Here is a 12,746-nt window from a genome sequence, read left to right as displayed (position 1 = left end):
TCAGGTCAGCGGTACGGGCACCGGCCGGGACGCCGGCCGGGGGCGCCACAGCCCCCGGCCGGCGGAGCGCGGCCGGGCGGGCAGCAGGTCGATGCGGGTCTCCTGCCCGGCCCAGAGCCCGGTGAGCAGCCAGGCGACGATCGCGGTGTGCGGCTGCAGCAGGCTGCCGGACAGCAGGAAGATCATCACCAGCACGCTGCCGGGGACGACGCGCCACGCACCCCGGTCGAGCAGCGCCAGCACGATGAACAGCACGAAGGCCCCGCCGGCGAGGAGGCCGTACTCGAACAGCAGCTTCGGCACGATCGTGTAGACCACGGCCTGGCCCAGCTCGCCGTCCCGGACCGAGGGCAGCAGCCGCTCGACGGAGCCGGCACCGGCGCCGACCAGGAAGCGCACCGGCTCGGCGATCATGGCGTTGGCGACCTCGGTGTAGGGCTGCACGAACCGCAGGTAACCGCTGCTGCCGGTCTGGCCGGTCTCGCCCACCCGCTCCAGGAGCAGCGGGGCCACCGGGCTGACCAGCACGCCGAACGCCAGGGCGGCCAGGGTGGCCAGGTGCACCGGCCGGATCAGCCACCAGGCGCGGACGAGGACCAGCACGCCCGCGGCGAGGAGCAGGATGATGCCGGTGCCCGAGACCGCGGAGAACACCCCGGCGACGAGGGCCACGACCTGCCACGACGGCGCCCGGGTGACCACGGCGACGATGGCGCCCAGCGCGCAGAACTGGGAGAGGAACGAGGGCTCGAGGAACACGAAGGCGTTGCCCTTGTGCACGGGCGAGCCGTAGAAGAGCGGGATGTTCGTGTTGTACGACTGGGAGTAGAGGTCCGGGGGCAGGAGCTCGCCCAGGAAGTCGGTGTAGCTCCAGATCCCGGCCAGCTGCGAGCCCAGCTGGGCCACGCCGATCAGCGCGAAGACGACCATCATCAGGACGAAGTTGCGGGCCACCCGCTGCAGCGTGTCCGTGTGCCCCGGGCCGACCCGCAGGATCCACAGCAGGTACAGGACCAGCAGCAGGCCGAGCGAGGTCACCGAGACCAGGCCGCCGGTGGCCGCGGCGATCGTCGTGGCCGCCAGGCAGAGCACGGCGGCGATCCCGAGCAGCTCGGCCCGCAGCTGGTCGATCCGGAGGAGGCCGGTGACCAGCAGCAGACCGGCGATGCCGTAGGTCAGCAGGAGGCTCACCTGCACCGGGCTGGCGCCGACGGGGATCAGCAGCCGCTGGGTGAGCAGGACCAGGACCAGCAGGGTGGTGACCCCGCGCACGATCAGGTCGGCCGACCGCTCCGCGGCCGTCACCCCGCTCGCGCCGGTCGTCGTCGCCCCGGTCGTCGTCCCCGGCGGTGCCACCGCGGGAGGGGCGGACGGAGGGGAACCGTCCGGGGGCGCGCTGCCCGCGGTTGCTGTCATGCCGCTCCCTCGAGCTCCGTCGTGTGTGACCCGATCGTGGTACAGCACCGCCGATCGGGATCCCCAGCCCGGCGGTGCGTGCAACGATTATCGCGGGCCGGCATCCCGTCGGTGGTAGGAGGATCTCGTTCGGTGACCACTTTGAGGGACCAGCCCCACGCGGGTCAGGGGTCCGTCGTCGGGAGCGCCCTGTGGCGCGGCCGCTGGCTGATCGGCGGCGCGGCGGTGGCGGCGGGTCTGCTGGGCGCGCAGCTGAGTGCCCTCCAGGAGGAGACCTACACGGCGCAGAGCCGGATGGTGCTCTCGGCGACCGCCAACTTCGACCCGCTGGGGGGCAACTCCCCGTCCAACGCGGGCCGCTACCTCGCCAACCAGATGGCGATCCTCGACTCCGAGCCGGTGCTCGAGCTGGTGGCCGAGCAGCTGGGCGGCGACGCCGACCCGGCGACGCTCGCCGAGGCCGTCAGCGTGGCGACGCTGGCCGACAGCGACATCGTGGTGATCTCCGCGACGGCGCCCGACCCCGAGCTCGCCGCGGCCCGGGCGGACGCGGTCACCGCCGCCTACCAGCAGTACGTCACCCAGCGGGTGCAGGAGGTGGCCGACGCCGCGGTGGCCGCGGTGGCGGCCGACCCCGGCGCGGTGGCGGACGTCCGCACCCAGGCTGCGGTCTACGGCGACGGGGTCGCCGTCGCCGAGCCGGCCGCGGTCCCGACGGCCCCGACCGCGCCGAACCCGGTGCGGGACGGCGCGCTGCTCGCCGTCCTCGCGGGCCTGGTCGCCGCCGGGGTGGCGATCCTGCGCCGCGGCCACGGACCGGTCAGCGGGGTGCAACTGGCCGAGGAGGCGGGCGCCCCGCTGCTGGGCGAGGTCGATCTGGCGCTGTCCCGTTCGGGCCGGCTGGAGCCGGACCCGGAGGCGTTCGGCATGCCGCTGGTCGCGCTGGACTACGCCACGGACGGCCGGGCCGGCTCGGTGCTGGTCACCGAGCTCGACGAGCGGGAGCTGGGTGCCGGGGTCGCCCTGGGGCTGGCCGCCTCGGCCGGGCGCACCCGCCGGGTCCTCGTCGTGGACGCCGACGTCGCGGGCCGCCGGCTCACCCGGATGACCGGGGCGTCCCGTCCCCGGCGCCCGCTCGACGACCTGGTCGGCGGGGTGCCCGTCGAGGAGGTCACCACCCGCTGGACGGCCGGCGGCGACCAGGTGGTCGACGTCGCGCGGCTGGGCACCAGTGCCCTGCGGCAGCAGGGTGGCGCGACCGTGCTGCACCGGTGCCTCGAGCTGGTGGCCGGCTCCTACGACCTGGTGCTGTTCACCGCCGGGCCGATCTTCTCCGACCCGGTGGCGTTCAGTCTGCTCCGGGAGGCCGGATCGGTCGTCCTGGTCGTCGACCGGCGGGCCGGCAAGCGGCTGGCCCCGACGCTCGCCAGCTTCCGCTACCGGCTCCAGCTGGCCGACCGCTCCTGCGACGGGGTGATCGTGGCCCGGCAGCACCGGTCGCGCGGCACCTCGGGGTCGCCCGCACCGGTGGAGCCGGTGGCGCCGGCGCCCCAGCCGGCGGCAGCGCCCGAGGCCGCACCCGTCGCCCAGCGGTGACGGGTGCGGCCCCGGGCCGCGGTCAGAGCTTGGCGCCGTCCACCAGGGCCACGGTCCGGCTGCTGCCCGCGACCCGGGCCACGACCGGCAGCACCACGCTGGTGACGTTGCTCAGCTTCCAGGTGGAGACCAGCCCGTTCCGGTAACCCGGCGCGACCAGGTTGTCGGAGAGGTCGACGTTGCGCGGGGTCCCCTTGGGGCCGTCGTGCACGTGGAAGGTGTAGCCGCCGCCCATGATCGCCGTCTGGTTGATCCGGGCGTAGGGGATCGGCGAGGCGTCGGGCTTGATCAGGGTGGCCGAGGTGTGCGCGCCGGTCATGTCGATGTAGGACCGGGCGAACGCGGATCCCCCGCCGATGGTCTGGATGCCGTCCTGGTGGTGCTCCCGCGGGTTGCTCGGCGCCACCCCGTGGATGTAGAGGTACTCGCCCGTCACGGACGTCGCGTAGGCGCGGATGCCGTCGTTGTGGCCGGTGATCTCCACCCGGGAGACGTCGACCTGGGACGTGCCGCGGGCGGTGAAGACGCCGACCATCTCGGTGTCGTTCTTCCCGTCGATCAGCGCGTTGCGGACGCTGACGCGGCCGCCTTCGATCTTCAGCTGGGCGCGCACGAGGGCGAACTCCTGCAGCACGCAGGTGCAGTCGACGGTGATGTCGGAGGTGACGGTCTTACCGGCCAGCCGGTCGGCGTCGGCCTGGCTGCGGATCTTGCCGCCGCCGGTGGTGCCGCTGATCGCCCGGGTGGGGCCGGTGTTGGCGTCGAACCAGCTGCGCAGCACGGTGGTGTCGCCGGTGGTCCAGGCCTGCGTCCACGAATCGGCCTCCCGGCCGGGTGCGACCGGCGGGGCGACGGCGGCCGGCGCGGGAGCGGTACCGGTCCCGCCGGTGGTGCCGCCGGTGCGCGACTGCGGAGCCGGTGCGGGGGCCGGAGCCGGCTTGGAGGCCGGAGCCGGCTTGGAGGCCGGCGCGGGGGCCGGGGCCGGCGCGGGGGCCGTGCTGCCGGGGGCGGTCGAGGTCCCGGCCGCGGCCGACGGGGCGGTCTCCGGGGTGTCCGGGGCGGCGGCGGAGGTGCTCGAGGCGTCGGCAGAGCCCTGCGTGCCGGGCCGCTGCTGGTCGACGTCCGGCGCGCTGGGGACGGCGGGGGCGGCCGCCGTGGGCGCGGGGGCCGGGGCGGCGATCCCGGCCGCCTCGACCATCGACTGCAGCCCCCCGGTGGCCGCGGCCAGCGACAGGAGGCAGGTGACCAGGGCGGTCACGAGCGCGGAGAGGCGGAAGCGTCCGAAGGACGACAGGGACCGGCGGCGGTGCATGGAGGAGCCCTTCCAGGTCTGTCGGCGGTGCCGGCAGAGCGGCACACCGGCTGGGCCACGGGTGACGTGGCGCGTCGGGGCGGCGCGGTGGCCGGCCCGTGGTCCGCCGGCCCGCAGGCCGGCGGAGCAGACTCTGACATAAGCGCTGAGCGTCGGAAAGGTCACGCTGAGTACCAGGTGGAGATTCCGTCACACCAGTCACATTCGCACCACCCGCCCGCGCGGGGCTGCCGATGAGGGGTCGACGGAGGCCACGGGCACCCACGCGGAGGGACACGTCGGCGCCGCTCGCCGGGCGGGCGCCGCGCGGATGACACAGTGGGTGCCCTGGGCGGCCACCGAACCGCCCCATGCCCGAGGAGAACGGTGCCCGAGCAGTCGAGCCCGGCCGGCTGGACGTCCGGCGCGGCCGGTCCGTCCCGGCGGCCCCTGTCGCTGGCGCCCGTCTGGCGCGCCCGGTGGTTCGTCGTCGGCGCAGCCGTGGTCGCCGGGGTGGGGGGCTACCTGGTCAGCCAGGACCAGCCGCCCACCTACACGGCCGAGACCCGCCTGGTGCTGTCCGCCAGCCAGGACTTCGAGCCGCTGGGACGCAGCTCCTCCGGGGACGCCTCCCGGTTCGTGGCGAACCAGGCCTCGATCCTGGGCGCCCCCCGGGTGCTGCAGCTGGCGGTGGACGAGTTGGACGACGGGACGTCGCTGGGCGAGCTCGCCGAGGCCGTGACCGTCTCGGCGGCCGCCGACAGCGACGTGCTGGTCGTCGAGGCCGTGGCCGGCGACCCGGAGGAGGCGGCCGAGCGGGCCAACGCGGTGGCGGCCGGGTACCTGCAGTACCGCGCGGCGCAGGTGGCCGACGAGGCGCAGGCCGCGATCGCGGTGACGACGGATCCGGTGACCGCCGACCAGATCCGGACCGCGGCGGTCGTGTACGGCGACGGCGTCGCTCTCGTCGACACCGCCGAGCCCCCCGAGTCGGCGACCACCCCGCAACCGCTGCGCAACGCCCTCGTGCTCGCCGTCCTCGCCGCCCTGGCCGCGGCCGCCCTCGCGGCGGTCGTGGGGCGCCGGGGGCCGATCACCGACGCCACCGTCCTGGTCCGTGCGGCGGGCGCCCCCGTGCTGGGCGCCGTCCCGCTCCCGCGCGCCTCGGGGCCCGGGGTGTCGGGCGGCTCCGAGGCATTCGCGCTGACCGCGGTGGCGCTGGACTACGTGCGGCCGCCCGGCGACGGGCCGGTCCTGGTGACCGGCGTGACCGAGGAGAGCGGAACCGCAGCGGTCGTCCGCGGGCTGGCAGTGGCGGCGGCTGATCGTGGGCGACGGGTGGTGGTCGTCGACGCCGAACCGGGCCAGGCGCTGCTGGGGCTCTTCCCCGGTCTGGCACCGGCCCGCCGCCTCGACGAACTGGGTGCCGGCGGGAGCCGGCCCGGTGCGGCCGCCGACCAGGAGGCGGGGCGGCCCGGCATCCGCCTGGCGGTCCTGGGCCGGCCGGCCGGCCGGGGGTCCGGTGCGGACGTCGCCGACGGGCTGAGCCGGGCGGCCGCCGACTGCGACCTGCTCCTCGTCTCCGCCGGACCGCTGTCCCGCAGCTCGTCCGCCTTCGCCCTGCTGCGGCAGGCCACGGCGGTCGTCGCGGTGATCGGGGTGACCGAGGACCCGGAGGCGCTGAGCGACGTGCGGGACCGGCTCGCGACCGCCGGCCGACCGCTGACCGGGGTGATCGTGACCCGGCCGGGTGCCACCGGCCGGCGCGGGCGCTCCCGCCGGCACCGCTCGCGGGGAGGCGCCTCCCGGGCGTCCGAGGAGGGCACGGGAGCGACGGCGGTCGCCCTGACCGGGACGGGGGAGCGGGCCGCGCCCTGAGTGCGTGATCTGCTTCACCAACCCCGGGTCACCTGTTGCCTCTGGCAGCATCCGGGGCACGAGTGGCGTGTGTTGCCGTCACGGAGAACCCCCTTGGAGAGCTCGATGGCCCGGTCGTCCGCCCCTGACGGGGCGTCCGGCGCCGGCCCGGCGGAACCACTGCTGGCCCGGGCCGGTCGGCGGGCCCGGTGAGCGGAACCGGACCGGCGGGCAGTCCGCCGGGCCCGTCGCTCACCCCGGCTCCCGAGGCGGTGGTGAGCAGTCCGGAGAGCCCCTCGCCCCGGGGCCGGACGCGGGTGCGGGCCTCCTGGTCGCTGCTGGACCAGGTGCTCTCCAGCCTGGCCAACTTCGGGCTGACCATCGCGGTGGCCCGGGCGGTCGACGAGCAGCTCGGCGGCGTCTTCACCTATGCCTTCATGGTGTTCACCCTGGTGATCGGCCTGACCCGGGCGGTGTCCACCGATCCGCTGGTCATCCGGTTCAGCGCCGCCGACACGGTCGCCCGCGGCCGGGCCGTGGCCCAGGCGGCCGGTGCCAGCACCGCGATGGGCCTGGCCGCCGGCGCGCTGTGCCTCGCCGTCGGGCTGGTGGTGCGCGGGGACCTGGGCACGGCGCTGGCGCTGCTGCTGCTCGTCCTGCCCGGCCACCTCCTCCAGGACAGCTACCGCAGCGCGGCGTTCGCCAGCGGCGACCCGCGCCGGGCCGCGCTCAACGACACGGTCCGGGTGGTGGTGCAGTTCACCGGGATCGGCGTCTGCGTGGCCGCCGGCACCACCGGGCTGTCCGGGTACCTGGCCAGCTGGGCCGTCGGGGCGTGGGCCGGTGCGGTGGTGGGGGCGGTGCAGTTCGGTCGCCCGGCGCTGCTGCGCGGGATCCGCTCCTGGCTGCGGGACCACGCCGGCCTGAGCGCCCGGCTGGGCAGCGACTACCTGATCAACATGGGCGCCTTCACCGTGGCCACCTCGGTGCTGGCCGCGCTGCTGGGCTTCGCGGCCACCGGTGGGCTCCGGTTCGCCCAGACGATCCTGGGGCCGATCCAGGTGCTGTTCGGTGCCACCACGGCGTTCCTGGTGCCGGTGCTCGCCCGCCGGCTGGCCAGCGGTGGGCCGGCGTCGCTCCGTCGGCTCTCGGCCCTGACGTCGCTCGGCTGCTTCGGGATCAGCGCCGCGGTCGTCGCCGTCCTGCTCCTGATCCCGACCTGGCTGGGTCGGGAGCTGCTGGGGGCGTCGTGGGACGAGGCGCGGGAGGTCATGGCCGCCGTCGGCTGGAGCCAGTGCGTGAACGCGATCGTGATCGGTGCGTCGCTGCCGCTCAAGGCGATGGGCCGCGCCGACCTCCTGCTGCGGATCACGGCGGTGCAGGCGCCGCTGATCCTCGGGCTCGGCGTGGGTGGCGGGATCTGGCTGGGCATCGAGGGGGCCGCCTGGGGCATGGCCGCGGCGCAGACGGCCGGCTGCGCCACCGGGATGACCCTGGCCTGGCGGGCGATGACCCGCCGCCCGGCAGCGCCGTCGGCAGAGCACGGGGATTCGCAGTGACCTTGCGTGATCGACCGCCTCCGTTCGGTTGATTTCTTCCACCGTTCGGGGGAATACCCTCGCGATCGGGTCCGCTGGCCATGACGCACGGTGAGAGCTGTGGCAGCGTCACATCCGCTCCCGGGTCACCGGTGCCCCAGGAGCCCCGGTCGTGGGGTGGCTCGCGTCGGGGGGCCGTGACGCCCCTCGGCGGCACGTGGCTGCCGCGAGGCGGCGCTCCGGAACGGGCGTCCGCCCCCGCTCGACCGGGTCCGGCGGGACACCGCGCAGGCAGGACTCCGAGGGGATGGGGGACACCGCACTCATGACCGAGAACTCCGCGCGCCCGGCGCTGCGCGTCCGGCAGGTAGCCAGCGAGGACCTTGACGCGCCGCGCCCGGGCGGGGCACACGCCGTCACCGCGGCGGGCTGGCCGGAGGAGCCGGGCAACGGTCTCTGGGGCCGGCTCGCCAAGCACGGGGTCCCCCCGTTCCTGGTCGTGCTGGACCTGCTGGCCGTGTGCGTCGGGGTCGTCGGGGTCGAGTGGGTCAGCAGCGAGGTCGGCTGGGACACCCCCGCGCGGAAGATCGCCTTCTTCGGGCTCACGCTGCTGGCGCTGTTCTGGCTCGCCGGGCTCTACCGCTCGCGGCTGTCGCTGTCCGTGCTGGACGACCTGCCGGTCATGGGCGGGCGCTGGCTCTCGGCCGCGGCCATCTCGATCATCGCCCAGATCGTCTGGGCGCAGGCCGTCTGGCGGAACTACATCATCGACTGGCGCTTCCTCTGGGGGGCCGTGGTCGCCGGGGTCTGCGCCGTGCTGTTCCGGGCCGCGGGGTACGCCCTGGTCCGCCGGCTGCGCACCCAGCGGCTGGTGGCCCACCGCACGCTGATCCTCGGGGCCGGCACGGTCGGCAACCAGATCGCGGACATCCTCCGGGCCCACCCCGAGTACGGACTGCACCCGATCGGCTTCCTCGACGCCGATCCGCGGGTCACCGAGTCGCCGTCCGGGCTGCGCGTCCTCGGCGGCCCGTCGTCCCTGGCGCCGGTGCTGACCGAGGCGCGCATCCGGAACATCGTCGTGGCCTTCTCCTCGATGAAGGAGTCGGAGATGGTCAGCGTGATCCGCACCTGCGACCGCATGAAGGCCGAGCTGTTCGTCGTCCCGCGGCTGTTCGAGCTGCACCACGTCGACGGCGACATGGACACCGCCTGGGGTCTGCCGCTGGTGCGGCTGCGCCGGGCGGCGTACCGGAGCCCGGCGTGGCGGGTCAAGCGGATCATCGACGTGGCCGTGTCCGGCCTGGCCCTGCTCCTGCTGCTGCCGCTGCTGGCCGTCCTCGCCCTCGCCGTCCGGCTGGACGGCGGGCCGGGGATCCTGTTCCGGCAGCAGCGGATCGGTGTCGACGGGCGCCCCTTCGACGTGCTGAAGTTCCGCTCGCTCCGGCCGGTGGACGACACCGAGTCCGCGACGAACTGGAACATCTCGCACGACGACCGCCTGAGCCCGATCGGCCGGTTCCTGCGCAAGACCTCGCTGGACGAGCTGCCGCAGCTCTACAACATCCTGCGCGGGGACATGAGCCTGGTCGGCCCGCGGCCGGAGCGCCCGCACTTCGTCGACCAGTTCCGCAGCGCCTACCCCAGCTACGAGGCCCGGCACCGGGTGCCCTGCGGGCTCACCGGGTGGGCCCAGGTGCACGGGCTGCGCGGGGACACCTCCATCGCCGACCGGGCGCGCTTCGACAACTACTACATCCAGAACTGGTCGCTCTGGCTCGACGCCAAGATCATCCTCCGGACGGTCAGTGCGGTCGTGCGGGGTGCCGGGAGCTGACCCCGGCGCCTCACCCCCCGGGGGCGGGGGGTGCTGACGACGGGCGGGGGACGGGTTAGCTTCCTCTCCGGGCATCGCACGAGGTGATGGCCGGCAGTGGCGCCCCGGGCGCCGGATCGGGGGAGGGACGTCGTGTCGCGCCGACCGCACCCGTCGCCGTCCCGCCGACCCCGTACCGGGCCGGCGAACCCGTGCTGAACCGTTCTCGATCCGGCCCTCCGGCGTCACCCGCCGTCCCCACGGACGAGGAGGCGGTCGCCACCGGGCAGAGGTCCGCGGAGGCGCTCGCCGCCGGCCAGGCCGACCCGGCCGGGCGCGGCTCCGGTGGGCAGGCGGTGTGGACCGTCGTCGACCAGGTGTTGTCCAGCGTCGCCAACTTCGGCCTGACCATCGTCGTGGCGCGGGAGGTGGACCAGGTCACGGCCGGCGCCTTCGCGTACGCCTTCCTGATCCTCAGCTTCTGCCTGGGTGTCTCCCGGGCCATCTCGACCGATCCGCTGGTGATTCGCTTCAGCGCGGCGTCCCCGGAGGCCCGGGCCCGGGCCGTGGCCGCGGCGTCGGGTGCCATGGGCATGCTGGGGCTGCTCGCCGGCGTGGTGTGCGCGGTCGCCGGCCTGCTGGTCGGGGACGTGCTGGGGGCGGCGCTGCTGCTGCTGCTGGTGGTGCTGCCGGGCCAGTTCCTGCAGGACAGCTGGCGCAGCGCCTCCTTCGCGTCCCGGCACGCCCGCCGGGCCGCTGCGAACGACGCCGTCCGGGTCGCCGTGCAGTTCGGCGCGCTGGGGGCGTGCGCCTGGACCGGGGTCGACGACCTGCGCTGGTACATGGCGGCCTGGGCGCTGGGGGCCTGGACGGCCGGGCTGTTCGGCCTGTGGCAGTTCCGGGCCACCGTCTCCCCGCGCGCGAGCCTCGGCTGGCTCCGCGGCAACGCCGGGCTGAGCGTGCGGCTGGGGGCCGGCTACGCCATCAACATGGGTGCGGTCACCGTGACCACAACGGTGCTCACCGGCATGCTCGGCCTGGTCGCCACCGGTGGGCTCCGGTTCGCGCAGACGGTGCTCGGGCCGATCCAGGTGGCGTTCGGCGCACTCACCTCGTTCATGATCCCGATGCTGGCCCGGCGGCTGGCCGCCCAGGGGCCGCAGGCGTTGCGTCGCCCGGCGGTCGTGGTGTCGGCCGGTGCCTGCGCGCTGTGCATCGTGGTGGTCGGGGTGCTGCTGGTCCTGCCGTCGTCGGTCGGGGAGCAGCTGCTCGGCAGCTCCTGGGAGGGGACGCGCGAGGTGATGGCCCCCGTGGGGGTCGGTCAGTGCCTGATCGCGCTGGGCATGGGCGGCTCGCTGCCGCTGCTCGCCATGGGCCGTGCGGACCTGATGCTGCGGGTCACCGCGCTGCAGGCGCCGCTGCTGCTCGGGTTCGGCCTCGGCGGCGCCGCCTTGGCCGGGATCAGCGGCGCGGCGTGGGGGATGGCCGGCGCCCAGGCCTTCGGGTGCGTGCTGGTGCTCTTCCTGTCCCACCGGGCGATGCGGACGGGGGACGTCCGGTCGACCGCGGCCGACCAGCCCGCGGCGGATCTCGGTACCAGCTGACCCGGCCGCGGTTCAGCCGAGCCCGAGGTGGGCCAGCACCGTCCGCGCGCCCTCGTCGGCGCTGAGCGCCCGGGTGTCCAGGGTGACCTCGGCGTCGGTCGGCTCCTCGTAGGGGTCGCTGATGCCGGTGAACTCGGCGATCTCCCCGCGCCGCGCCTTGGCGTACAGGCCCTTGCGGTCGCGCGCCTCGCACTCGGCCAGCGGCGTGGCCACGTGCACCAGGGTGAAGGCGCCCGCGCCGGCCTGCTCCTCGACCAGCGCCCGGGCATCGGCCCGGGTGGCCGCGTACGGCGCGATCGGTGCGCAGACCGCGATCCCGCCGTGCTTGGCGATCTGCCCGGCCACCCAGCCGATCCGCCGCACGTTCGTGTCCCGGTCGGCCTTGGAGAACCCCAGCCCCGCCGACAGGTGGGTGCGCACCTCGTCGCCGTCCAGCAGCGTGACCGTGCGGCCGGCCTCCAGCAGCAGCTCCACCAGCCGTGCGGCGATCGTCGACTTCCCCGCCCCGGACAGGCCGGTGAACATCACCGCGCGACCGCCGGTGGCCAGCGGCGCCGGCGCGCCGACGCCGGCCGGCCCGGTGGCCCCGTAGGCCGCGGCCAGCTCGGCCCACGCCACCTCCGGCGCCGCCGCGGTCACCGGCACCGGGACGACGAGCACCGCCCGGTCCCGGGCCAGCGGCGCCCACGCCGCGGCCAGCGTGGAGACCGCGGCGGAGTCCGGCGCGGTGCCGGCGACCGGCAGCAGGGCCAGCACCGCCGCCGGCAGCCGGGTGGCGTCGGCCGGGGGCGCGCCCACCCAGGCCGCCACCTCGGGCCAGCCACGGGCGGCCAGCTCGGCCCGCACCGCCTCCGGCGACCGCCAGCGCGGCACCTCGCGCACGGTGAGCGCGCCGTCGGTGCGGGTGGCGACCAGCACCCCCTCGGCGTCCTCGTACTCCTCGGCCGGGGGCAGGTCCGCCGCGCCCGCGGTCAGCCCGAAGGCGTGCCGGGCGAGGTCGGCGAGCTGGGCGTGCGTCAGCCGGGTGCGGGTCGGCGCCATGGGTGCAGTCTGGCAAGCGGCCTGCCGGCGCCGCGGCCGGGTCAGAGCGCGGGGCGCTCCAGGCCGCAGCGGCAGGCGTAGAACGTCGAGCCGCTGAACGGGTCGTCGATGCGGGTGCGGAAACGGTGCACGTGGCCCTGCGGGCGCGCGGGTGGGGCGGGCGTCGCCGGGCGGGTGGCGGAGGTCGGCACGCCACGGAGGGTGGGCCCGGCCGGCGGCGGGACGGCCAACGACGGACGTCCGGACGGCGAACTCGGCGTCACGGTCGTCCCCCGGGTGGGCGACGGCCGGCACTCGGACGGCTACATGCCGGGCCGGACCACTCCGCAGCGGCAGCGGTAGAGCGACGCACCGCTGAACGGGTCGTCGCCCAGCCGGCGCCAGTGGTGGAGGTGCAGGCGCGCCGGGAGCGACGGCCGCACGGCACGCGGGAGTCGGGTCACCCGCTCAGTGTGCGAGCAGTTCGCCGTTCCAGCACCCCTGCGTGGGGGGGGGGGGGGGGGGGGGGGGGGGGGGGGGGGGGGGGGGGGGGGGGGGGGGGGGGGGGGGGGGGGGGGGGGGGGGGGGGGGGGGGGGGGGGGGGGGGG

At 75.9% G+C, this 12,746-nt stretch carries 10 protein-coding genes; 5 read left to right on the top strand and 5 right to left on the bottom strand.

Annotation, left to right across the window (positions count from 1 at the left end; genetic code table 11):
• On the bottom strand, positions 1-1,416 hold the full coding sequence (locus ACI79U_RS16130) for a hypothetical protein (RefSeq protein WP_457070278.1): 1,416 nt from the start codon (positions 1,414-1,416) through the stop codon (positions 1-3).
• A 132-nt stretch (positions 1,417-1,548) separates the two neighbouring features.
• On the opposite strand from ACI79U_RS16130, the gene ACI79U_RS16125 reads away from it, so the two are divergent.
• Positions 1,549-3,012 (top strand): hypothetical protein, encoded by a 1,464-nt coding sequence (locus ACI79U_RS16125; RefSeq protein ID WP_457070276.1) that lies wholly within the window; start codon positions 1,549-1,551, stop codon positions 3,010-3,012.
• A gap of 22 nt (positions 3,013-3,034) precedes the next feature.
• Here the strand turns inward: ACI79U_RS16125 and ACI79U_RS16120 are convergent, their stop codons facing one another.
• Positions 3,035-4,324, bottom strand: a complete 1,290-nt coding sequence (locus tag ACI79U_RS16120) for a hypothetical protein (RefSeq protein WP_457070274.1) — start codon at positions 4,322-4,324, stop codon at positions 3,035-3,037.
• Positions 4,325-4,690: 366 nt separating this feature from the next.
• On the opposite strand from ACI79U_RS16120, the gene ACI79U_RS16115 reads away from it, so the two are divergent.
• From ACI79U_RS16115 to ACI79U_RS16100, 4 genes are all read left to right on the top strand, one after another.
• Positions 4,691-6,181, top strand: coding sequence for a hypothetical protein (locus ACI79U_RS16115; RefSeq protein WP_457070272.1), 1,491 nt, complete (start codon positions 4,691-4,693; stop codon positions 6,179-6,181).
• 254 nt (positions 6,182-6,435) lie between these two features.
• On the top strand, positions 6,436-7,719 hold the full coding sequence (locus tag ACI79U_RS16110) for a hypothetical protein (protein WP_457070270.1): 1,284 nt from the start codon (positions 6,436-6,438) through the stop codon (positions 7,717-7,719).
• Between the two features lie 304 nt (positions 7,720-8,023).
• Entirely contained in the window at positions 8,024-9,535 is a 1,512-nt protein-coding gene (locus tag ACI79U_RS16105; RefSeq protein WP_457070268.1) for a sugar transferase, read from the top strand.
• Between the two features lie 86 nt (positions 9,536-9,621).
• The gene (locus ACI79U_RS16100; RefSeq protein WP_457072810.1) at positions 9,622-11,118 is read left to right on the top strand and encodes a hypothetical protein; all 1,497 of its coding nucleotides are present in this window, start codon (positions 9,622-9,624) and stop codon (positions 11,116-11,118) included.
• 12 nt (positions 11,119-11,130) lie between these two features.
• Here ACI79U_RS16100 and cysC read toward each other — a convergent pair whose 3' ends face one another.
• From cysC to ACI79U_RS16085, 3 genes are all read right to left on the bottom strand, one after another.
• Positions 11,131-12,159 (bottom strand): adenylyl-sulfate kinase, encoded by a 1,029-nt coding sequence (gene cysC, locus ACI79U_RS16095; protein ID WP_457070264.1) that lies wholly within the window; start codon positions 12,157-12,159, stop codon positions 11,131-11,133.
• Positions 12,160-12,200: 41 nt separating this feature from the next.
• Positions 12,201-12,350, bottom strand: coding sequence for a hypothetical protein (locus ACI79U_RS16090; RefSeq protein ID WP_457070262.1), 150 nt, complete (start codon positions 12,348-12,350; stop codon positions 12,201-12,203).
• Positions 12,351-12,461: 111 nt separating this feature from the next.
• A complete protein-coding gene (locus ACI79U_RS16085; RefSeq protein WP_457070260.1) occupies positions 12,462-12,602 on the bottom strand; it encodes a hypothetical protein in 141 nt (46 codons plus the stop codon).
• Positions 12,603-12,746 lie beyond the last annotated feature (144 nt).

The sequence above is a fragment of the Modestobacter sp. SYSU DS0904 genome (assembly GCF_054051115.1).
The sequence above is the reverse complement of the archived record's forward strand: the minus strand, read 5'-3'. Positions and strand labels throughout refer to the sequence as shown.